The sequence below is a fragment of the Ekhidna sp. genome (assembly GCF_040220215.1).
GTDB lineage: Bacteria > Bacteroidota > Bacteroidia > Cytophagales > Cyclobacteriaceae > Ekhidna.
Genome location: NZ_JAVJTR010000025.1, coordinates 62378 through 84405, shown reverse-complemented (window position 1 = coordinate 84405; position 22028 = coordinate 62378). Strand labels below are relative to the sequence as shown.

Genomic DNA, 22028 nt, shown 5'->3' with positions numbered 1-22028 from the left:
CGTCTAAAGTCAAATAACCAATTATTCACGAAACAGAGCATGATAAAATTTTTCAAAAAATCAAACATTTTCAACCTGCAAAGGCAATATGATAAATTAATGCATGAGGCTTATATACTAGCCAAGTCAAATCCGGAGGAAAGTTTAAAAAAGCAAAATGAAGCTTTCGAGGTACAGAGAAAGATTTTAACAAAGGGGAGGTATTAGGTAGCTGATTGTTCAGCCCCTGCCTCAGGGGCAAAATTTGTAACTATGATTATAGTTTAATTACTATTATTATAGTTATAATTGTGGCATGAAGTCAGCTATCTCACTTATTTTGATTGCCCTGAGCTTTGGCCTTTTTGCTCAACAGAAAATGAGCATTACCATTGATGATCTACCATCGGTAGACTATGGACTTGGCAACCACACTGAAATTACGAATGGATTATTGAGTGCACTCAAAAACCATGATGCACCAGCTGTCGCCTTTGTGAACGAAAGAAAGCTCTACGAGGATGGTCAGTTAAGCAATGAGAAAGTGCGATTATTGGAGCTATGGATAGAAGCAGGTCATGAGCTTGGGAATCATACCTATTCTCACATGAATTATCATAATGTGAATCTCGAGGAATATGCAAAAGATATTTTAAAAGGAGAACGCAATATCAGGCCTCTTTCTGAAAAATACAGCAAAGAGTTCCGATACTTCCGTCATCCTTATTTGCGTAGTGGTGCCAATAAGGAAACCAGCGACTCTCTTAAGTCTTTCCTGCAAGGTAAAGCATACATTGAGGCACCAGTGACGATTGATAATGAAGAGTATCTTTTTGCAAAGGCCTATGCGGTGGCCATTAAGAAAGGAGAAAATGAGCTGGCAGAAATAGTGGCAAAGGAATACCTCAAGTACATGGAAAAGCAATTGGAGTACTTCGAGAAGGCCTCTAATGATCTGTTAGGTAGAAACATGGATCATGTGCTACTCATTCATGCCAATTATCTTAATGCGATGTACCTGGATGACCTATTAGACATCTATAAGAAAAAAGGTTATACGTTTACCACCCTTGAAGAGGTGATGAAGGATCCGGCGTATCAGCTGGAAGTAACCTATTTCGGAAACTGGGGCATTTCATGGATTCAGCGATGGGGAATGAGCCGGGGATTGAAGGGAGATTTTTTCAAAGGGGAAGCCGTCACCCCCAATTTTGTCAGAGAGCTTGCAAACTAAGTAACCATGAGAGTTATTTTCCTATGTGCCTGCCTGTTGGTTGCTAAAACCTGCATTGCCCAGATCCAACTTTCCGATTATGTGAAGAGCTATTTGGCTTTTGAAGATCGAAAGTTTGCATTAACAGAAGTGAAGTTGATTGACGGAACCGGCAATCAATCAAAAGCAGGACAAACGATCCTGATTAATGATGGCATTATAGAAAAAGTTGGACTATCGACATCCATTGTAATTCCAAATGGATATGAGCGAATTGCTTTGAATGGAATGACTGTTATACCGGGGATCATTGGCACGCACAATCACATGCGTTTGCCCCAAGGTGCGATGCTTTTCACAAGTCCCAGACTATACCTTGCTTCAGGAGTTACCGCTATTCAGACATGCGGAACAGGAAATCCTAATGAAGAATTAGCTCTTGGAAAAGCAATTAGTGAAGGAAGCGAAGTTGGCCCGCGAATAATTAATTCAAGCCCTTATTTTACCGGGCCGGATGGCAAATCAAATTTTGTCCGTTTTACGAGTGAGAAGGTGGTACGAGATACTATTGCTTACTGGGCTGATCAGGGCGTAAAATGGTTTAAAGTATATCGTCATACAAGACCTGAAGATTTGAAAGTGATTGTGGAGGAAGCTCACAAACATGACGCTAAAGTGACCGGGCATTTTTGTGCAACTACTTTTGAAGAAGCGGCGTTCATCGGTGTTGATGCCATTGAGCATGGGTTCATCCACAGCTTTGATCACGCCGAAGATCATGAAACGGGTGTTTGTTCCGGTTCCCGTTCATTTCGATCTGCTTTGGATATTGATTCTAAGGAAGTAGAGAGGATTCATGAGATTTTAATTAAGGAGGAGGTGGCCCTTTCCACCACTCCATCAATACTCGAAGCACAGGTGATGTCCCGAGCTTACGCAGATGAGAGAACCTTAAATGCAATGGCACCTTTTCACGTGGAAGCTTATGAAAGCCGTAGAAAAAGGATGGACGAGAAAAGTGACGATTGGTATTTTAAGCCTGAATGGCTGACAAAATCTTTGCAGTATGACCTGCTCTTTTACCAGAGAGGTGGGTTGCTCACAGCCGGGCCTGACCCAGGTCTTCACAATCTTCCCGGCTATGGAGATCAAAGAAATTATCAACTATTTGTGGAGGCCGGATTTCAACCGGAAGAGGCAGTACAAGTGATGACATCCAATGGAGCACAGCTATTAGGATTGCCTAATGTTGGAACAATTAAAACCGGAAAGCAAGCAGACCTTGTGATTTTGAATGGTGATTTGACAACTGATCCATCTGCAATCGAAAATGTGAGCTATGTCGTCAAAGATGGCTGGGTGTATGATCCTAAGAAATTGGTCACGGATGTTCAGGGGCATGTTGGTTCCAGCAATGATGATTTTATGACTTACCTGGGGCGCAGGGATCCAGGTAGTGTTCCTGAGCTTTTGTCTCCTCATTTTATTTCAACCAAAGAGCATGAGTTTGGATCTGTTTTTTCCAAAGATGGTAAAGAGTTCTATTTCGGCGTGGAAATGGAAGAGGGTGCAGAAATCAGGTATTCTGAGTTGAAAAGTGGTGTCTGGTCACCACCCAAACGACTTTCTGATAACATCACCTTTACACACAATGATCCCTTTCTTTCACCCAATGAGCAGCGACTTTACTTCATTGGAAAGAAAGATGAGGATTACGACATCTGGTATTCAGAGCGACTGGCAAACGGATGGTCTGCTCCAATCAACGCTGGTGATACGGTTAATAGCAGTGCCAACGAATATTATATGTCATTTACCGAAGATGGAAGTATGTACTTTTCATCCAATCGTCAATCTGACAACTTTGATATTTACAGATCTCAACTGGTGGATGGGCGTTTTCAACAACCGGAAAAAATCAGTGAACGGGTAAACACAGAGAATTATGAAGCAGATGTATTCATTGCTCCCGATGAATCTTACATGATTTTTTGTAGCATCCGGAAAGAGGGTGCAGGGCGTGGAGATTTGTACGTTTCATTCAAAGATGATTCCGGGAATTGGGAAGAGCCAAAACCTTTTGATGAATCAATCAATACAGAGGCTCATGAGCTTTGTCCTTTTGTGGCCCGGGATGGCAAGTATTTCCTTTTCACCCGTGGAGGAGATGTTTATTGGGTGAGCGCCGAAATCATCGAAAATTATCGATGATGTTGATTATTTAACGTGAGTTCGAGGTAAGAATAAAAAGAAAAAATGCCTAAAATACCCTCCTTGGAGGGGTTGGGGTGGGTTTGAAAGATATTTTCTTTTTATCAAATTTCATGTAAAAATGACCGGTTAGATACAAAACCCACCTCTTCTTCGAAACGTCGGACCGCTCCCAAGAGGAGACTACTTGTGTCATTTTTGCATGAAATTTGGAGTTCTTATCCCGAACTCACGTTATTTATTAAAACTGTGATATGTCAGCTTTCTCCAGAGCCACTCCACCGGACCTTGTTTGTGCCTTCTCAGCCAGAGCCAGGTAAGGAGTAGTTGAACAATCCAAATGAGGCCAACGATCGGAAGCAGTTCTGTTCTGGTGTATTCATTGAATTTACCGAGCCCATAGCCATAGAAAATAAACCCCAATACGATGCTTTGGAAGAGGTAGTTTGACAATGCCATTTTGCCAATTGAAGAAATGATTTTGAATTTCATTCCTTTTAAGAATTTCTGATACACCCCATTAAGAACCAGGATATAGCTAACGCCAAGCAGCTCTTTCGGGAATACAAAAAACAGCTCTTTCCATAAAGTAAGTACCGGATCAAAGTATTCAAACGTCCAATGGTAGTACCTGACGTAATTGATATATAGGCTGAGAATTAAAAGACTTAAGCTAATAAGCCAGTAATATTTCCAAACCCGGAAGTTGTCGAAAATGCCTGAACGATAGAGCACGATCCCTATAATCATGACAATCAAAGATCGCAGCAGGAGTCCCTGATAGTACCACATTCCTTTATGCACTGAAGCATGATCATACGTTTCTTTAAGACCGGATAAATAGGTTGATTTTTTTGGAGGATAAACAGTTGTATCTGCTTCTTTTTGCCTCAGTTTGCTCGACCAGCGGGAAATATTTTTTACATCCTGTGCGGTTCTCAGGTCATCAGTAACCATGAGTGATTGCTCATATTGAGCATAGCTGGCCTTCCGATCATTTACCTGGTTTATCGCATTGCTGAGCAAAAGGCTGGCAAAAAACAGGACGACTAACACAAGGGTCACGTTTTTGAATGACCGAAAGGGAAACAGAAGAAAGCCGCAAATGGCATAATGGTAGAGCACATCACCATCCCAGATGAAATAGGCATGAATAACACCAATTACAAAAAGCCAAAGCAATCTACGGGAGTAGATATCCATTCCTTTGATGCCTAGTTTTTTGCTTTCCATTCGTTCCAGGAAAATGTAAAAACCAGTTCCAAACAGCAGGGCGAACATCGTGTAGAACTTACCTTGTGTCAGAAAATACACCCAAAAGCGTACGGAATGATCTATTTCTGATGAGAACCCGAATTTGTAAGGACTCCATGGATCGGGATAAGCAAAGTTTTCAATGTTAATGAACAGGATGCCTAAAATGGCGATACCTCGAAGAAAATCCAGCGACCCTTTTCGTTCATTTTGAAGGGTTGGCTGGACAGGTGATTGCTGCATTCACAAATGTAACTATAATCATAGTATATAAACTATAATTATAGTTAAAAACTATATTTACTTTAAAACAAGCTCCCAATACCCGACATCAATCCATCGATCGAACTTGTAGCCCACCTCTTTAAACTCGCCGATCTTTTTGAAGCCCAATTTTTCATGGAGTGCCCGACTAGCCTCATTGGGTAGCGACATGCCACCAATTATAGCATGGTAGTCTAGTGCTTTTAGTTGCTTCATTAGCTCTGCGTATAGTGGCATTCCATACCCTTTGCCACCCTGATCCTTATGGAGGTAAATAGATGACTCGGTGGTTTTGGAGTACGCTTTTCTGACTTTCCACTGGGTGGCGTATGCATATCCAACAATTTTGTTTTCTACTTCCATCACAAGCCAGGGTAGTTGAAATTCATTTTGTACACGATCGATCCTACTTACCATTTCATTTGAATCTATGGGGTCAATTTCAAATGTGGAGTGCGAATGAATAATGTAGTGATTGTAGATATCAGTAATCGATGAAGCATCTTCAGGCTTAGCGGACCGGATCATAACAGCTGAAATATATTATTCAAGTTAAGCATGAATTTTAAAAAAGCCTGATTCCCGTTCATCTGAGTAGCGCAATAGTAAATGACGCACTAACGTCACCTAAATTATTTGAACCACATTTGTGACTCAGGTAGCATTGTGACAAACAATGACAAAAAAATGATGAAACAACCAATGCTGGGAAGCAAACTTCTGGAACTTAGGACGCAACAAGGAATTACGCAGCATGAGCTTAGAGAGAAATGTCATGTGAGCGTTCGCACCATTCAGCGTATTGAATCAGGAGCTGTGACTCCCCGGGCGTCTACAGTAAAAATCTTGTTGGAGGCTTTGGGGCAGAATCCAGCAGACGGGTATTTTTCATCGGATGTGATTGTTGAAAATCAATTTTCAATTAAATCATTAAAACAAATGCTACTTATTAATTTTACGGAACAGCAATTAAAAAACGCAATTGCTCCAGCATGGATCGGAGGTATTGTTTTTTTTCTTTTCAGCATCATAGAAATTGCAGTGGAGTCAATTCTTCTTGAGGAGGTTTCCGCCTCATTGGTTACTACTCTTGTTGCAATCAAGCTGGTCATCATTATTTCATTTTTCCTTTTTACACGAGGGTTTCTATCACTTAGTGTTTTATTTGAAGCCCAGCTTCTAAAGATTGCCTCATATTTATCGATTGGCGTCATAACGGTTATCTATTGTTTTGATATTACCGTTTTGCTTTCATCCAAAATTGAATACTTAAACAGTGCATTTGCCGTAGTTCCATTAGGGGTTATTTCAATCATTTTTGGACTCGGGTTATTGGAGTTACAAGATGGAATGGGTCGCATTGCTAAGATTGCAGGCAGGTTGGAAGTAGCTTTTGGAATTTCTTACATCACATTGATTTTCTCTTTTGTCGGATTAGTATTGCTTGCCCCTCTACTTATCGTAGAGATTGTATTGTTATCAAAGGCAGATCAGCTGATCAAAGAGGGACAGCTATGATTGGCATATTAATAATTCTGGTAGCCTCATGGTTGCTGCTATATCTGATTGAAAGGAAACATTTGAATGTTCTGGGCATTGTGCCAACAGGGATAAGAATTCAGGAGTTTGGGTTAGGTGTTTTGATTACAGGCTTACTTTGTGTAGCTGCTCAAATGATGGAGGTCTGGCTCAAGTCTGCTCATTTGGAAGTATCGGAAAACTCCTCTCTATCCAATCTTTTAGAGGGGATGTGGTGGGATTTTAAATCGGTACTCACAGAGGAATTAATTTATAGAGGTGCGCTCCTGTTCCTTTTAATTCAAAGGCTCGGCAGTAAAGCAGGGATTGCAATCTCCGCAACGGCTTTTGGCATCTATCATTGGTTTTCGTTTGGGGTATTTGGGAATTCCATTCCCATGATTTTAATTTTTATCGGTACGGGACTGATGGGATATGCCTGGGCCTTAAGCTTTCATAAAACCAAATCAATTATGCTAGGTTTTGGCCTGCATCTGGGCTGGAACTTTGTTTATAATACCATCTTTTCAAAAGGCCCTTTAGGAGAAATGATTTTAGTAATGGAGGGAGGAGCGACACTCGGAGATGTGGGTTCACTTATCAATTTTTTGGTGCCAATGATCGTAATACCAGGATTGATTTTGCTGTTTATAGTGAAGGGGGTGAAAGGTTGAGTTTTAAAATTCATCGAAAAATTTCAAGGCTTCAAAGAGTAAGTTTATTACGGGTCAATTCCATCAATATATTCGCGATAAAACTCACTTATCGACAGCTACTATGATAAAACTATTTAAAACCTCTAAAGTAAACTCCCTACAGAAAAAATATGATCGTCTCATGAATGAGGCGTATTACCTTTCCAAATCAAACCCGGAAGAAAGCTTTAAAAAACAGCAAGAGGCGCAGGAAATTCAAAGAAAAATTATCGCAACGCCTCTGTAAATTATTCATCTTTCAGGGAGTCCACCGGATTGGCTTTTGCCACTTTCCATGATTTATGACCAACCGTGAGAAACGCAATAGCAATGCTTGCGATAATTGAAATTGCAAAAAAAGCAGGGCCAATAGTTATACGATAAGCATAGTTGGTCAAAAATCCACTCATCAGGAAATAAGAAACTGGTGCTGAGACGGCAAATGCAATCGTAAGCAGAACAGCTAACTCTTTTGAGAAAATGTTCCAGATAGTGAGTGCTGTGGCACCCATCACTTTTCGGATACCAATCTCCTTGGTTTTTTGATTGGCCATGAAGGCAACCAATCCGTATAAACCAAGCGAGCCAATAATGATGGCAATGGCAACAAATATTCTGAATAGTTTACTGACACTTGCTTCCAATTCGTACATGCTGGCAAGTGTTTCATCATAAAAGTCAAAATCAAAAACGTGATTAGGAAAACGCTCTTCCCAGCTTTGTTCAATGTGGGCGATCGTGCCCTTTAATTTCTCATAGCTATTCTGGTCTTCTTTCAATTTGACGGCAACCTGAAAAATGTTCCAGTTGAAATTAGCCAGAAAGACATTGTCTATTTCAGAATGCAAGGATGCCGAATGGAAGTTTTCAACTACCCCCACAATCACTACCGTCAGCGTTCCTCTTCCGTACTTTATCTGTTCACCTATGGCATCATTTGGATCCTGAAATCCCAACACTTCTATCAGCTTTCGATTTACTACTACGTGATTTGTAGGGTCAGTATCTTTAAAAGTATTCCCGGCAATTAATTCCAGGCCATAGAGATCAAAATAATTTTCGTCCACATTTTTTAGGTTACCAAATTGCTCCTGTCCTTCTATGCTTGGATGGAAAATAGGGTTTGTAGATCGCCATGAAGACATGGGTCCTGAAGAGCTAAAACTCACCGTTTCTATTGTTGAATGTGTCAAAAGATTGTTCTTAAGTACACGCAGGTTAGTTGAGTCATTTTCAGGAATGTTCAGGACCAGAATAGACTCATCATCGAATCCCAGATCTTTATTCTGAAAATAATTCATTTGAGCATTCAAAATCAGAATGCCAATAATCAGGGTCTGGGAGATGGCAAACTGTAGTATTACCAAAGCTCTTCGTAGTGAAAGAAACCCGGAGGTTTGCTTGACATTCAGGCTATTCTTTATAGCCAGTACCGGATTCATTCTGGACAAGATGATGGACGGATAAAGCCCGGACAACATCGTAATCACCAAAATGAGCGGTAGCAGAAAATAAATTAGGTTTAGGTCAGTGAGCATGTGCAGGTCGATGGGATAGGGATAGATATCCTCGACAGGCCTGGACATGAGCTCCGCTATAAACAGACCGGACGCAGTTGCGAAAAGGGTAATGAGAAATGTTTCACAAAGAAACTGGATGACGAGTTGCCTTTTACTTCCACCCAGGGTTTTCCTTACCCCCACTTCTTTCGATCTTTTCACTGCCTGTGCGGTAGACAGGTTAATGAAATTAACACAGGCGGTAAGTATCAAAAATAGGCCAACCAGCCCCATGACTACCAACTCCTCTTTGGTTGCTGTTATTCCGGCATACGTCCTTCGAATTTGGTCACTGTAGTGCAGCTCTGAGAGAGGCTGCAAATGGTAGGTTCGTGATTCAGCCATGTGTTCAGGTAGGTACTTGTCTACAAATGCTTCAAGTTGAAGCTCAAGTTCAGCAACAGAAACTCCATCTTTTAAAAGCACATAGCAATTGGTGGCAGAGTTGTATTCCTCCCAGCTCTTACCATCATAAAACCACGGATTAGACACATCCTGATCTTGGAAATGAAAGATTATCTCAAAAGGAAAGTCTGTGGCCTTGGGCATATCTTCAACGACAGCAGACACATAGGTGGTACGTTCATTTTCCAGTATAATCGTCCGTCCGATAACCTGATGTAGGTTCTCTTCGGAGACACCAAAATATTTACTAGCCATGGATTGGGTAAGGATGACCTTTCCGGGTTTGTCAAGCGCAGACTTTTCGTCACCTGCGAGAAAGTTCAGTGTAAACAGGTCCAAAAATTCAGGTTCCACAAAGACAATCCCATCTTCTTCCTGATATTTAGTAAGGCTTCCATTTTGATTTTCAATGGCTATCAGTCCTTCCTTTTCATAAAAAGTCATGGAGGCATTCAGGCTGGGAAAATCGTTTCTCAATGCTGCAGCAAGCGGTTGTACTTGTCCACTCCAAAAGACCTTTCCTTCTGTTGTGATTTCCTCATTGATTACCCGATACAGTTGATCATAGTTGGTATTGTGAGTATCATAACTAAGTTCATGATCCAGAATTTTATAAATGATCAGCGCACATGCGATACCTAGTGCAAGGCCAGAAATATTCATTAACGCGTATACTTTTTCACGCTTGATGAATCGAATAGAGGTAATGAAATAATTTTTAAACATACCGTAATAGTTGAGTTTTATTGATCCTTCTGCTGGTTTTATAATGTCCTTTCTAAACAGCAGGAGAACGTCCTTTATAAATTTTATATCTGCCTTTTTCTTGCCGAGTTCCTTCACTCGCTCTTCATACAGCTCCATCAGGTCTCCTTCGATTGGCTTAACCAATTGAGGGTGGCAAAACCACCTAAAAAAGCGAAGAAAGAGTTTGGGTGGATTAGGCATGGAAGAGTCTTGCAAATTTCACATCCAGGGAGACTGAAGGAATAGCATCCCAAAGAGAGTTTCTGGTTTCTTTGGTATACTCCATAGCCTCTTTACCTAATGCAGTGATCTTGTAGTAGCGTTTAGGCCGACCTGCTCGCTCCTGAGTGGCATTTTTATCATGAGATTCCAGATAATCTTTGTCCTCAAGCCTTTTTAAAGCTGACTGCAAGGCTCCCACACTTACACCTCGGTTTAACCTGCTTTCAATTTCTTTCTTGATGGAAACACCATATGCATCGTCGTACAGTATAGCAACTGTGAGCATTACGATCTCTTCGAATTCACCTAATTGAAATTTCTTCATTTGATTAAAGTTGAAAATGAGCGATTTGCTACCCTTTTAATGACATCTGATAATTGTTCGCAATAATTGGGTTAAGCCTGTCTGCCGACAGGCACGCGGCACGCTTATAATTAATTCCTATTTGTAGAGTTTACGAAGAAACGAATTTTTTGTTATAAATTCCTAATTGTAGTAAAATTATTTTTCACGATTCATTTTTGATTATGTCATTTTGAGCACAGCGAAAGATCTTTATAAATAGGATTGAGATCCTTCCTTCGGCAGGATGACACTCTTGCAAACGTCTTTAATTATTATCTTAAACAAATCAAAAATCAACGAATGAAAGCTGCATCCTTATCAGATATTAAAAGAGAGTTGAAACAGCGAACACCTGAAGAAATGCTGGCTATATGCTTGCGTTTGGGTCGGTTTAAAAAAGACAATAAGGAATTACTTACTTACCTGCTCTTTGAAGTAGGGGATGAGCAGAGCTATATCAGACTGTTGAAAGAGGATATAAACGATATGATGGAAGAGATCAATATGTCTCATCTGTATTATGTGAAGAAAGGACTTCAGAAAATTGTTCGTTCACTCAACAAGTCGCTTCGTTATTCAGGACAAAAGCAAACAGAAGTTGAAGTGCGACTGTTCCTTTGCCAATGCATTAAAGATTCGATTGCTATTAACAGGAATGTTACAATCAAAAACCTATATCATAGAGAAATCGAGCGAGTAGAAAAGGCACTTGCAAGCCTTCATGAGGATTTACAGGCTGATTATCGGTATGCAATTGATAATCTATAGTTACTCATCCTTGAGCGTCTCCACAGGATTTCTATTTGCTGATCGTAACGACTGAAAACCAATGGTTACGATAGCTATCAACATAGCTGCTATCGTTGCTGCAATAAACACCCAGATTTCAATAGGGGTGCTGTAAGCAAAATCCTGTAGCCACTCTTTCACAAAATACCAGGCAATAGGACATGCCAGTAAGATGGCTATCAGTACCAATCTGGCGAATTCTTTTGAGAAGGTAACAGCAAGTTCAGTAACACTCGCACCAAGCACTTTTCTAATTCCCAACTCTTTGGTACGCTGCTCTGCTGAAAAGGCAGCCAGTCCAAACAATCCAAGACAGGCAATAATCATGGCCATAATGGTAAAAACATTGAGAATAGTTGCCATTTTCCTTTCTGAGCGGAAGGTGGCTTCAAACTCCTGATCCATGAAGCTGTACTCAAATGGAACCGTAGGATCTACTTGTTTCATTTCTTCTTCCAGTGAGATCAGTAATTGGTTTAAGTCGTCTGTGGTACTAATAGCTTCCGAATTGAGTCGCATAGAATAAAAAGATCTTCCTGCTCCATAATCCCAAACAATATCATTGTAGTGGTGGATTAAAATCAGAGGTGCTATTTCTTGCTTCACACTATTAAAGTTGAAGTCCTCAACAACACCGATCACTTCATGTTCTTCTTCACCACCTGAGGCAAGCGCAACAGATTTCCCAACGGCATTTTCTACATCCCATCCAAGGTTTTTGACTGCTTCCCTATTCAGGATCACCTTATATTTATCGTTTTCTCTATTCGAGTCGAAGTTTCTACCAGAGAGAAATTCTAACCCTAATACCTCCAGATAATCTTCATCAATCCGCAGGTTGTTTAGTTGAACAACCGGTGTTTCCGGGCCGGCCGCCTTGTATCGATCGCCTGAATACACGAATGGAGGAACACCAAATGATTTTCCAACTTCGGTGAATTTCGGATTAGCCGCCAATCGGTTTTTTAAGGCTTCTGTTTCAAACCCCAATTCTTCTACATTGTGAAGTTGAAGTATGTTTTCTTTGGCGAATCCAATGTCCACGTTTGAAGCATAGGTAAGCTGCTTTTGAACAAAAAATGTGGTGATGATGAGTGCAATTGAGATAGTAAATTGGAAAACAACCAACCCGTTCCGGATGCTTCTTCCTTTGAAACCTGTTTTTATCTTTCCTTTCAAAGATTCAATCGGCTTAAAAGAGGATAGATACAGTGCCGGATAGCTACCAGCCATAAATCCCAGTGTCAAAATGAAGGCGAAGACAACCAGGTAAAACACAGGACTTTGAAAGAATGGAAGAATTTCGATTTGCTTTTCTGCCAGGTGGTTGAAGGTACCCAGTGCGAGCTGTACAACCATTAAAGCAAGCACAGTGCCCATAAGGACAAAAAGTACGGATTCTAAAATGAACTGCTTTACGATGGTTTTTCTTTCGGAACCAAGCACTTTCCGCACCCCAACTTCTTTGGATCTGTTGGTCGCTCTTGCAGTCGATAGATTCATAAAATTGATGGCTGACAAGACAAGGACTAAAAGACCAATGGCACCAAATATTTTAATGAAAAGCGGATTGCCTGTTGGGCCGAAAGCGTGTCCTGTTGGAGAACCAGCGATGTACACCTCGCTCAATGGCTGAAGATCCAGCTTCCATGGGTGCCCATCAGTAAACTCTTCAAATGTTTGATTGAAAATACGCTCTGTCGTTGGAGGCGCCCATTTGGGAGGAATAGCCTGAATATCTCTTTCCAAGGCTGCAACGTTGGTTCCCTTTTTAACCAGACCATAGGTAGAGAAAGCAGTCCATATCCATTTCCACTGGTGGGCCTGCATCATTTCAGATTCACTCTTGAGTGAAACCAGCATATCAAATTGTATGTGAGAGCGAGCAGGAACATTTTCTAAAACTCCATTGATAGAAAAGGCTTTCCATGAGTTATCATACTGTTTGATCTCAATGTTTTTTCCAATCGCTTCCTCAGGTCTGGCATCTTCACCGAAATACCGTTTCATGGTCTTTTCAGTTATTAAAATACTCTTCGGGTCTTCAAAAGCTGATTTCGTTTCTCCTGCTTTGAGCTTGAAGGAAAAGACCTCAAAGAAATTTTCCTCAGCAGCATATATGCGATCCTCTTTGAAAGCATTGGATCTGTTTCCGCTATTAGCTGCAGTAACAGTTTGAGATCCTAGAGATAGTATACGTGTCACCTCTTCAAATGCAGGCGCATCCTCACGTAATGCGGTAGCCACATTGGGCCCGGTGCTGGCCATCATTCGGTCCCAGTCGCCCCATATAAATGGTTGATTCACCCGATAAATCCGATCGCCCTTTTCATGAAAAGCATCGAAGGACATTTCATCATGGATATACAGACCTATCATGAAACAGGTGCTGATTCCAATGGTGAGTCCAAGGAGGTTAAGAATCGTAAATTGCTTTTGCCTGATGGCATTTCGCCAGGCGATTTTGATGTTGTGCTGATACATTCCGTAATAGTTGAGCTTTTGACCGCCGGTAGCGGGCTTAATAATGTCCTTTCTAAAAAATCGAATCACTGTCCAGACGAATCTTCTACTTGCTTTGCTTAGTCCGTGTATTTCAATGTCTTCTTCGAATTGCTCTTCCAGATCTCCAAGTATTTGCTCTTGTAATTGAGGTTTGCAATACCACTTAAAAAATCTGGTGAATAACTTAGGTGGTCGGGGAGTACTCATGAAGAAAAGTTGAGTTGTGGAGCAAGTTTCCACAGGTTAGTCCTGGCATCTTTCATTTCCTGCAGTAGTACCTTACCTACATTCGTGATTTTGAAATAGCGCTTCTTGCGTCCACCTCGTGCTTTGGTGGCTCCACCCATGTACGATTCGAGGTATCCTTTTTCCTCCAATCGATAAAGGGTGATGTGTACTGAGCTGAGATTGACTTCACGGTTCTGATGTTCTTTAATTGCTTTGACGATGGTATTGCCGTATGCCTCTTCTTCCTGAATCAAAACCATGGTGAGAATCAGCTCTTCAAACTCGCCAAGAAAATTTGTTCTACCCATTTTTATTGAATTTGTAAAACAAATATACGAAGCATTTCTATTTAAGTTGTAAAACAAATAAAAAAGCTCCCGAAGGAGCTCTATCAATGTCTGCTTTACAGATTAGGATTATTCATCTTTTAGAGATTCTACAGGATTCGAAGTGGCCGCTTGGATAGATTTTTTGCTGATGGTGAGAATTGCGATCAAAAGGCCAAAAAATCCTGCTGCCAGGAAATACCACCATTCCGGATTGATCCGATATGCAAACCCTTGTAACCACTTGTTGCTTGCATAATAGCTGAGCGGAACAGCAATGATTGAGGCGAAAATCACAAGTTTTCCCAACTCTGAAGACAGACCCCACACGATACTTTTAGCCGATGCTCCAAGTACTTTTCGTATGCCAATTTCTTTGGTCTTTCTCTCCGCTATATATGATACAAGTCCCAACAATCCAAGGGCACTGATAAAAATGGCCAAAAGAGCAAATATTCCTGAGAGATTGCCGATTCGCTCCACTGAAGAAAATTTTTGTTGATACTGCTGGTCGACAAACTCAAACTCAAACGGGACATTGGGTAATACGCTATCGAAGACATCTTCCACCTGAGCCACAGATGTAGCTAAGGGAAGACTTTCATTTAGCCTGATCTGCATCCACTGTGGTTTACCAGTGTGAACCGCATATACGGCAGGCCGAGGCTGATTGAACGGTGAGTCAATGATCAGGTCGTCAACAATGCCAATGATGCGATAGGAGTCTCCGTACCAGTCGACACTTTTGCCTACCGGAGCAGTAATTCCCATAAAATCAATTGCAGACTGATTAAAGATAAATGTTTGTTCATCGGACTTTTTAGAGGTAAAATCCCTGCCCTCCTTAAGGGTCCACTTGATGGTCTTTCCAAACCCGGGTGTCACAAATGAAAAAACAAAATTGGTCACCAATTCCGGATCTTTGCCTTCCCAGTTAAATCCACTATGGGTGGTATTTATTTCGGTTAGAGGACTGGAGGATTGAGACATGGAGGATACTGAGCCAGACTTCAATAGTTCATCCGCTAGAATTTGATGTTTCCCCTGAAAGGCAGTAGCTGACGATCGAATACTTAAGAGATTTGTCGGATCGTAACCTATTGGTCGGTTTTTGCTGTGATTGATTTGCTGATAGACAATGATTGTCCCGGTTATTAGGGTAATGCTGATGACGAATTGGGTTACTACGAGTACTCTTCTTAAGTTGCCAGAAGCTTTACCCGGGCTAAAAGTGCCCTTCAATACTTTTACAGGCTGGAAGCCCGACAGATAGAATGCTGGATAGCTGGCAGCAATTAAACTGGTTACAATCACGAACAATGTGCCTCCTAACCAAAAATATAGGTTTGCAATAGGGAAAATGATGTGCTTATCGGCCAGCTGATTAAAATATGGTAGAGCAAGTAAGGCGATTGTGATGGCGAGCGCAAAAGAGATCGAGACTGTCAGTACAGACTCAACCAAAAACTGATTGATTAATTGTGATCGCATGGATCCCAGTGACTTTCTTATACCCACTTCCTTGGCTCTTTTTTCAGCCTGTGCGGTGCTTAAATTCATAAAGTTGATACAAGCCAGAAGCAATACGAATATGCCGATTGCGCCAAACAACCATACGTATTGAATAGGGCCACCTGCCTGAATACCGTTTTCCCAGTTAGTTCTTAGATGCCAGTCCTTCATAGGGTGGAGAAACACTTTTGGATCATTTTCTTTACCCCGATCACTTTCATTGTTATAGATAATCTTCTCAATTTTTTTGTTAACGACATCCAGCGAGGCATTTTCGGCTAATTGCACATATACCCGACAGAAATTGTTTCCCCATAGCGCATTTTCTTTTGCCCTAATGATCCAATCCTGTGTAGAGGCATAGCCATCAAAGTTTGCAATGAATGATAGCTCAGAGAAACTGGATTGCCTGGGTAGATCTGCAAATACTCCGGAGATAGTCATGGTTAGTTCTCCGTCTATAGTAACCTGATTGCCAATGGGGTTCTCATCTCCATAAAGTGCTTTTACGGCCTGCTCAGACATGATGACACTAAACTTCTCTTTCAAAGCCTCTCGCGTGCCTGCCTTCATGTCCAAAGCAAGGAGCTCGGGAGCATTGGCACTCATGTAGTTGCCAATCAGATTCAATTGCTTTTCTTTCGTATCAATCAGGCTAGATCCTTGCCATCCGGTGACGGTTACATGTTTGAAATCTTCCCTGTAGTTGGTGCGAAGTTCATCCACAATTGGAATAGGGAGTGCAAATCGTACGCCGGTTTCGCTGTTAAGCGTGCGTTTTTTAAGCACCATGGCAATTCGGTCATGCGCTTGATTGTTTTTATCGTACGAGCATTCATCGATGATCCATAAGCTGATTAGCATAAAAACGGTTATGCCGATTGCTAATCCACCGATATTGATGAGCGCATTTGATTTATTTCGAATGAGGTTTCTGTAACCTACCTTCAGATAATTTTTAAACATGCCGTAGTAGTTGAGTTTTTTTGTTCCTTCAAAATTTTGGATAATACCCGGGCGAAAGAGCCTGAATACATCTAGTGTGAATAGCCATCTAGCTGCTTTTTTTTCATTAGTCCTTTTTTCAAACCGCTCCAATAAATCACCTTCAATGTCTTCCACATAGTCCGGATTACAGAACCAGCGAAAGAAGCGAAGGGGATATTTTGGAGGCGTTTTATTCATCTCGCAGCGATTCAATGGGATTTGAGAGTGCGGCATTTACTGTTTTAAAACTCATGGTAATGAATGCCACCAGCAAAGTGATTAAAGCGGATACAGCATAGACCTCAACACCTAATGAAATGCGGTATGCAAACCCATCCAACCAACTGTTCATTACATACCAGGAAAGTGGTACCGAGATAGCAAGGGCAATGATAAAAAGCGTAAGGAAGTCCCTGGAAAGAAGGGCAATTATTTGCATGATGGAAGCACCCATCACTTTTCGCACGCCTATTTCTTTATTGCGTTGGCTGGTGCTGTAGATAGTTAATCCAAACAAACCCAAACATGCAACAAAGATGGCTAATCCTGAAAATGTGGTGAAAATCATTCCAAATCGTTCATCAGATTCATACTGAGCATTAAAGTTTTGATCCACAAAACGTGTATCAAAAGGGCGATGAGGGATGATTCCCTTCCAGATGTTTTCCAACTCGGCTATCGTTTTCGAAAAGTCATCACTGTTCAGTTTCACTGAAATGGTTGAAACATTGAATTGGGTACCGAAGCGAAGTGACAAAGGCTCTACATCTTCATGCAAAGACACATAATTAAAATCTTCTACTACGCCAACGACTTTTCCTTCCCGACCCCACTGCTGGAAAGACTTCCCGATGATGTCGGCAGGGTTTGGATAGCCAAACAGTCTGGCAGCAGATTCATTTAGAATTAGGGCATTCGCTGAATCAAGCGGAAAGTCATCGGAGAAATTTCTCCCTGCCACCATGTTCATTTTATAAGCCGGGATAAAGTCTTCGTCAACTTCATAGATGGCCGGACTTTTATAAACGATTTCTCCGGAAACAGGATCCGCCACCCCTGTTCCTGCATTAGGAAAGAAGTCTCCGGGCACTGCTCGCGAAACAGAGACCATTTCAACATCTTCATGCTTTAGAAACTGTTGCTTAATAAATTCACGTTTTTGTTGAACCAGATCATCATACCCAAAGTCCACAGCCAGCATTTGTTCTGAGTCAAAGCCCAGATCATATTTCTGAAGATAATCGAGTTGCGTTGAAACAACTGCAGCCCCGGCCAGCAAAATGATGGACAGGGAAAACTGAAGAATCACTAAAGATTTTCTAAGCCATATGCCTTTGGACGATGTTTTAAAGGAGCCTTTAAGCACTGTGACCGGCTTAAAAGTCGATAATGCAAAGGCAGGATAGCTCCCGGCCGCTATTCCTATGAATAATATTCCCCCCAAAGCAAGTAGCGCATTTTGAGGTGTAAAAAGCCAATCGATCGGCAATGTTTTTCCGGAAATGGTTTCGAGAAGCGAATGACCAAAAATGACGAATACAGCGGCAAGTATTGATGCTATAAAGGTTACCAGGATAGCCTCTACCAAAAATTGATAAATCAATGCCCCACGATGAGACCCGATCGTTTTTCTAATCGCTACTTCTTTTGCTCGCTCTACTGATTGGGCGGTAGAAAGGTTCATAAAGTTGATACAGGCAATTAGTAAGATGAACAGAGCGACAGAAGTGAAGATATAAATACTCCCCATGCTCCCAACAGGACCGGGCTGTCTTCCAGCCTCCGAGTGAAGGTAGGCATCTGACAAAGGCTCAAAATCAATGGAGTAATTGAAGTTACTGGTGAAGTTGCTCTCAATAAATTCCGGAATTTTTTCTTTGAGGGTTTCAATGTTAGTTCCCGGTTTGAGAGTGAAGTAAGTGTAGAAATCTACATAGCCCCAGGCAGTGAAAATCTGCGGTCTGGATTTTCGAAAGGTGCTCATGGAAACCAGACCATTGAAGGAGAAATGCGAGTTGGTTGGAATCTCAATCACCCCTGTTACTTCATAAGGTTCATCATTGTCCATAATGATTGTTTCTCCTATTGGATTTTCATCGCCGAAGTATTTTTCAGCTAATGTTTTTGTTAGAACGATCGTGTTTGGCCGGACAAGTGCAGTTTTAGGGTTTCCTGCCAGGAACTTCCAGTCGAAAATGTCAAAAGCAGTAGAATCTGCAAATAGGATGTCAGTCTCTGAGTAGGTGATTCCATTCCTTGAAAGCAGCCAGGGAGAATCGCTTGTAAACCTGAACACTTTGCTGATCTCAGGGAAGTACTCCTGCATGGCGGGTGCGATGGGTGCATTTCCCCAAACCTGATATTCTTTTTGAGGAAGTGATGCGTAATCCGGCAGATCGCCTTGATTGCCATAATAGTGAATGACGCGGTAGGTGGTTTCGTAATTGCTATTGTATGTATCGTAGGATAACTCATTGTTCACGTAAATGAGTATCAGAATACAACTCGCGATCCCAACGCTCAATCCCGCAATATTGAGTGCAGAGAATGTTTTATGCCTGCGAATGTTTCGGAGACCTATTTTGAAATAATTTTTAAACATGTCGTAGTTATTTAGTTTTTGACTGCCTTTGATTGGCTTTATGATGCCGGGGCGAAATAGTTTTAGCACATCCAGTGTGAACAGCCACTTAGCTGCTCTATTTTTATTAGTCCTTTTTTCAAATCGTTCAAATAGATCACCCTCAATATCTTCCACATAGTCAGGATGACAGAACCAGCGGAAGAATTTGAGCGACCATCTCGGTGGCGATATCTGATTTGGTTTGTTCATTAATAGCTGAACTTCACGACAAATTCAGGAACAGCATTCCATAGTCCAAGTCGTTGTTCCTTTGTTTCCTGAAGAACGTTTTTCCCCGCTGATGTGAGGTGAAAGAATCGTTTTCGTTTACCACCACGCACAGCAGTTGCTTCACCCATCTCTGAAGACAGGTAGCCTTTTTTCTCAAGCCTGCGAAGTACAGTTTGTAATGCTCCGATACTCACCTTCCGGTTGAGTCGCTTTTCCATCTCTTCGATGATGGCGAAACCATACGCATCATCCGTGAGGATTGCGACGGTGAGCATCACTACTTCTTCAAATTCTCCGAGTTGATGTTTTCCCATGTTTTTACATTTTTACCTTAAATGTAGTATTAATAATTATCCTTATACCTTATTTGTAGTTTTAATGTTTCATTTTGGTATTAATTATTGAATGTAGTCCAACTTACTTATTCATGTAAAATAGGTTTTACAGGTCTTGAAAGCCTTTTTTATACGCTACATTTGAAAAAAATATTCTTATGAAATACCTCACCATTCTATCATTGGCTGTACTAGTAGCATGCCAGCCGAACAACCAAAAAGAAAGCTCCGAAGAGGCTACTCAGGCAGAAGCGATCTATGAAGCACCTTCTCATCACAGCGAATCACTCACGAAAGTGATGGACGCTCACGGGGGTTATGAGCAATGGTCAAAAATGAAATCTCTCTCTTACATGAAGGGAGACGAGTCCACCATCACTAACCTGCAGAACAGACAAATTCGTTTGGAATCACCCAAACAAACCATAGGTTTTGATAGCAATGAAGTGTGGGTTACTCCAGACACGATAGATGCCAGTAGAGCTAGGTTTTATCATAATCTGTACTTCTATTTCTATGCTATGCCTTTTGTTGTCGGTGATCCGGGTGCTTTTTACGAAGATGTAGAGCCACGGGAATTGAATGGCAAAGCCTACAATGGGATCAAAATTTCCTATGGTGAAAACATCGGAGACGCTCCGGATGACAATTACATTTTGTGGTATGATCCTGAAACTAATAAAATGGAATGGCTGATGTACACAGTTACCTATCGAAGTGGGGAACCAAGCGATACTTATAAGCTGATCAAATACGATCAATGGGCAGAGGTCAATGGACTGTTGTTACCCACAGCAATTCAATGGCATCAGTTTAAGGATGACTCAGTTGGTGAGATGAGCAATGAGGTTTTTTTCGACAGCATTGAGCTCTCAGAAGAGGCTCCTGCAGACAGCTTATTTGTGATGCCAGAAAATGCACAGATAGCTCCATTGAATGTAGGCAAAGGGTGAGTGTGAAAACTCGTAAGTGGGATAGTGATTAGATTTGAAATTTAATCACCTCAATTAATATGAAGCATTTATACCTTTTCCTACTATTTTTTGTTGCCTCCTTCAGCCATTCATTTTCTCAGGATACAAACAAGTCCCCCTTAGAAGACTTACCCGATTATATTACTCAGATTACTTATTTCGGGGAACGAGCCGATTGGTCTCATGATGGTAAACGTATCCTTTTTATAGAGAAAACCTTCGGGGATGTGTTCGAAGTTGAAGTAGAGACAGGTATCATCCAACCAATGACCCACCACTTTTTTCATGAAGGATTTGTCAGAGCACTCTACCTCGCTAACGGAGATATCTTATTATCCGGAGCTCGTGAATTTGATTCAAAAAATCCCTGGAAAAGCAGGGATGCAAGAAATGCGGAATTATGGGTGTTGAAGAAAGACCTAAAGTCTCCGCCTATTCCATTAGGTGTGCATTGTAAGGAGGGTCCCGCAGTTTCAAGGGAAAAAATGCAAATAGCCTGGGCTTTGGGAACCACCATTTACAAAGGGGAAATCGACTATGATGGAGAAAAGCCAAAGTTGAAAAATTGGAAGCCGCTATTTACTTCGGGAGATCTTCCATCCCCTGCAAAAGGGTGGGATTTGGAGACGCAAAACTTCAATCCTAAAAATGGCAATGAGTTATTCTTTTATGCTTTCGGAGGACAGTTTGGTTTTAATGCCGAGGTTCTGGGTTACGACATAGAAGAAAAGAAATTCGTCAACTATTCCAACAGTAAAGACACGTATGATGAGGCTGAGGGAATTTTTCCGGATGGTTTGAGTATGCTCATTGAAAGCAATCGTCACAGGACAAATTATAAGGGAATGAAGGAATTTTTAACATTGGATATTTACAAGTTGAAGCTAGATGAAACAGGTGATGTTGAGCGTATTACCTACTTCAATGATAATCCTGAGTATAAAGCATCCAATCCGGTAGTAAGCGATGATGGCAGATTCATGGCATTCCAATATGCCCATTCAGAAGACCCGGCTGGTAAAGGCCGTGGGATTCTAATCATGGATTTAAAAATCTGGGAAAAGAAAAAGGGAAAGCGATAGGCCTTCCCTTTTTGATGAACTTA

Annotated in this window: 18 protein-coding genes; 9 read left to right on the top strand and 9 right to left on the bottom strand. The window is 41.3% G+C overall.

Translation table 11 applies throughout. The features are described from left to right. Window positions 1-39 precede the first annotated feature (39 nt). From RIC88_RS16725 to RIC88_RS16715, 3 genes are all read left to right on the top strand, one after another. The gene (locus RIC88_RS16725) at window positions 40-207 is read left to right on the top strand and encodes a Lacal_2735 family protein (protein ID WP_350218716.1); all 168 of its coding nucleotides are present in this window, start codon (window positions 40-42) and stop codon (window positions 205-207) included. Window positions 208-295: 88 nt separating this feature from the next. Further along, window positions 296-1213, top strand: coding sequence for a polysaccharide deacetylase family protein (locus RIC88_RS16720; RefSeq protein WP_350218715.1), 918 nt, complete (start codon window positions 296-298; stop codon window positions 1211-1213). A gap of 6 nt (window positions 1214-1219) precedes the next feature. Beyond that, complete coding sequence (locus RIC88_RS16715) at window positions 1220-3403, top strand: amidohydrolase family protein (RefSeq protein ID WP_350218714.1); 2184 nt, start codon at window positions 1220-1222, stop codon at window positions 3401-3403. A gap of 234 nt (window positions 3404-3637) precedes the next feature. Here RIC88_RS16715 and RIC88_RS16710 read toward each other — a convergent pair whose 3' ends face one another. Together RIC88_RS16710 and RIC88_RS16705 are read right to left on the bottom strand one after the other, a co-directional pair. Further along, window positions 3638-4900, bottom strand: a complete 1263-nt coding sequence (locus RIC88_RS16710; protein ID WP_350218713.1) for a DUF418 domain-containing protein — start codon at window positions 4898-4900, stop codon at window positions 3638-3640. Between the two features lie 57 nt (window positions 4901-4957). Beyond that, window positions 4958-5449, bottom strand: coding sequence for a GNAT family N-acetyltransferase (locus tag RIC88_RS16705; RefSeq protein WP_350218712.1), 492 nt, complete (start codon window positions 5447-5449; stop codon window positions 4958-4960). A 159-nt stretch (window positions 5450-5608) separates the two neighbouring features. Between RIC88_RS16705 and RIC88_RS16700 the strand changes: the two genes are divergently transcribed. The 3 genes from RIC88_RS16700 (at window position 5609) to RIC88_RS16690 (ending at window position 7381) form a co-directional block, all read left to right on the top strand. Further along, on the top strand, window positions 5609-6439 hold the full coding sequence (locus tag RIC88_RS16700) for a helix-turn-helix domain-containing protein (protein ID WP_350218711.1): 831 nt from the start codon (window positions 5609-5611) through the stop codon (window positions 6437-6439). Next, complete coding sequence (locus RIC88_RS16695) at window positions 6436-7113, top strand: CPBP family intramembrane glutamic endopeptidase (RefSeq protein WP_350218710.1); 678 nt, start codon at window positions 6436-6438, stop codon at window positions 7111-7113. The genes RIC88_RS16700 and RIC88_RS16695 overlap by 4 nt, the downstream gene beginning before the upstream one ends. A gap of 103 nt (window positions 7114-7216) precedes the next feature. Beyond that, window positions 7217-7381, top strand: a complete 165-nt coding sequence (locus RIC88_RS16690) for a Lacal_2735 family protein (RefSeq protein WP_350218709.1) — start codon at window positions 7217-7219, stop codon at window positions 7379-7381. A gap of 1 nt (window position 7382) precedes the next feature. On the opposite strand, the gene RIC88_RS16685 is transcribed toward RIC88_RS16690, so the two are convergent. Both RIC88_RS16685 and RIC88_RS16680 read right to left on the bottom strand, forming a co-directional pair. After that, window positions 7383-10046 carry an FtsX-like permease family protein gene (locus RIC88_RS16685; RefSeq protein ID WP_350218708.1) on the bottom strand — a complete coding sequence of 888 codons (2664 nt, stop codon included), beginning with the start codon at window positions 10044-10046 and terminating at the stop codon, window positions 7383-7385. Beyond that, the gene (locus tag RIC88_RS16680) at window positions 10039-10392 is read right to left on the bottom strand and encodes a PadR family transcriptional regulator (RefSeq protein WP_350218707.1); all 354 of its coding nucleotides are present in this window, start codon (window positions 10390-10392) and stop codon (window positions 10039-10041) included. The genes RIC88_RS16685 and RIC88_RS16680 overlap by 8 nt, the downstream gene beginning before the upstream one ends. Before the next feature lie 321 nt (window positions 10393-10713). Here RIC88_RS16680 and RIC88_RS16675 point away from each other — a divergent pair, with 321 nt between their 5' ends. Then, complete coding sequence (locus RIC88_RS16675) at window positions 10714-11181, top strand: hypothetical protein (protein WP_350218706.1); 468 nt, start codon at window positions 10714-10716, stop codon at window positions 11179-11181. Here RIC88_RS16675 and RIC88_RS16670 read toward each other — a convergent pair whose 3' ends face one another. The 5 genes from RIC88_RS16670 to RIC88_RS16650 form a co-directional block, all read right to left on the bottom strand. After that, the gene (locus tag RIC88_RS16670) at window positions 11182-13914 is read right to left on the bottom strand and encodes an ABC transporter permease (RefSeq protein ID WP_350218705.1); all 2733 of its coding nucleotides are present in this window, start codon (window positions 13912-13914) and stop codon (window positions 11182-11184) included. Further along, on the bottom strand, window positions 13911-14243 hold the full coding sequence (locus RIC88_RS16665) for a PadR family transcriptional regulator (protein WP_350218704.1): 333 nt from the start codon (window positions 14241-14243) through the stop codon (window positions 13911-13913). Before RIC88_RS16665 ends, RIC88_RS16670 begins: the two co-directional genes overlap by 4 nt. Window positions 14244-14351: 108 nt before the next feature. Next, complete coding sequence (locus RIC88_RS16660) at window positions 14352-16958, bottom strand: FtsX-like permease family protein (protein WP_350218703.1); 2607 nt, start codon at window positions 16956-16958, stop codon at window positions 14352-14354. Beyond that, window positions 16951-19593: an ABC transporter permease gene (locus tag RIC88_RS16655; protein ID WP_350218702.1), complete on the bottom strand. Its 2643-nt coding sequence runs from the start codon at window positions 19591-19593 to the stop codon at window positions 16951-16953. Before RIC88_RS16655 ends, RIC88_RS16660 begins: the two co-directional genes overlap by 8 nt. Beyond that, on the bottom strand, window positions 19593-19928 hold the full coding sequence (locus RIC88_RS16650) for a PadR family transcriptional regulator (RefSeq protein WP_350218701.1): 336 nt from the start codon (window positions 19926-19928) through the stop codon (window positions 19593-19595). The genes RIC88_RS16655 and RIC88_RS16650 overlap by 1 nt, the downstream gene beginning before the upstream one ends. Window positions 19929-20107: 179 nt before the next feature. On the opposite strand from RIC88_RS16650, the gene RIC88_RS16645 reads away from it, so the two are divergent. Both RIC88_RS16645 and RIC88_RS16640 read left to right on the top strand, forming a co-directional pair. After that, window positions 20108-20902 (top strand): DUF6503 family protein, encoded by a 795-nt coding sequence (locus RIC88_RS16645; protein WP_350218700.1) that lies wholly within the window; start codon window positions 20108-20110, stop codon window positions 20900-20902. A 59-nt stretch (window positions 20903-20961) separates the two neighbouring features. Further along, entirely contained in the window at window positions 20962-22005 is a 1044-nt protein-coding gene (locus tag RIC88_RS16640) for a TolB-like translocation protein (RefSeq protein WP_350218699.1), read from the top strand. Window positions 22006-22028: the final 23 nt, after the last annotated feature.

What these genes read in the sequence shown, in the direction of transcription:
- RIC88_RS16705 (WP_350218712.1), bottom strand. Translation starts at nt 5,449, where the DNA reads ATGATCCGGTCCGCTAAGCCTGAAGATGCTTCATCGATTACTGATATC.
- RIC88_RS16665 (WP_350218704.1), bottom strand. Translation starts at nt 14,243, where the DNA reads ATGGGTAGAACAAATTTTCTTGGCGAGTTTGAAGAGCTGATTCTCACC.
- RIC88_RS16695 (WP_350218710.1), top strand. Translation starts at nt 6,436, where the DNA reads ATGATTGGCATATTAATAATTCTGGTAGCCTCATGGTTGCTGCTATAT.
- RIC88_RS16670 (WP_350218705.1), bottom strand. Translation starts at nt 13,914, where the DNA reads ATGAGTACTCCCCGACCACCTAAGTTATTCACCAGATTTTTTAAGTGG.
- RIC88_RS16675 (WP_350218706.1), top strand. Translation starts at nt 10,714, where the DNA reads ATGAAAGCTGCATCCTTATCAGATATTAAAAGAGAGTTGAAACAGCGA.
- RIC88_RS16640 (WP_350218699.1), top strand. Translation starts at nt 20,962, where the DNA reads ATGAAGCATTTATACCTTTTCCTACTATTTTTTGTTGCCTCCTTCAGC.
- RIC88_RS16685 (WP_350218708.1), bottom strand. Translation starts at nt 10,046, where the DNA reads ATGCCTAATCCACCCAAACTCTTTCTTCGCTTTTTTAGGTGGTTTTGC.
- RIC88_RS16660 (WP_350218703.1), bottom strand. Translation starts at nt 16,958, where the DNA reads ATGAATAAAACGCCTCCAAAATATCCCCTTCGCTTCTTTCGCTGGTTC.
- RIC88_RS16645 (WP_350218700.1), top strand. Translation starts at nt 20,108, where the DNA reads ATGAAATACCTCACCATTCTATCATTGGCTGTACTAGTAGCATGCCAG.
- RIC88_RS16680 (WP_350218707.1), bottom strand. Translation starts at nt 10,392, where the DNA reads ATGAAGAAATTTCAATTAGGTGAATTCGAAGAGATCGTAATGCTCACA.
- RIC88_RS16650 (WP_350218701.1), bottom strand. Translation starts at nt 19,928, where the DNA reads ATGGGAAAACATCAACTCGGAGAATTTGAAGAAGTAGTGATGCTCACC.
- RIC88_RS16715 (WP_350218714.1), top strand. Translation starts at nt 1,220, where the DNA reads ATGAGAGTTATTTTCCTATGTGCCTGCCTGTTGGTTGCTAAAACCTGC.
- RIC88_RS16690 (WP_350218709.1), top strand. Translation starts at nt 7,217, where the DNA reads ATGATAAAACTATTTAAAACCTCTAAAGTAAACTCCCTACAGAAAAAA.
- RIC88_RS16700 (WP_350218711.1), top strand. Translation starts at nt 5,609, where the DNA reads ATGATGAAACAACCAATGCTGGGAAGCAAACTTCTGGAACTTAGGACG.
- RIC88_RS16710 (WP_350218713.1), bottom strand. Translation starts at nt 4,900, where the DNA reads ATGCAGCAATCACCTGTCCAGCCAACCCTTCAAAATGAACGAAAAGGG.
- RIC88_RS16725 (WP_350218716.1), top strand. Translation starts at nt 40, where the DNA reads ATGATAAAATTTTTCAAAAAATCAAACATTTTCAACCTGCAAAGGCAA.
- RIC88_RS16720 (WP_350218715.1), top strand. Translation starts at nt 296, where the DNA reads ATGAAGTCAGCTATCTCACTTATTTTGATTGCCCTGAGCTTTGGCCTT.
- RIC88_RS16655 (WP_350218702.1), bottom strand. Translation starts at nt 19,593, where the DNA reads ATGAACAAACCAAATCAGATATCGCCACCGAGATGGTCGCTCAAATTC.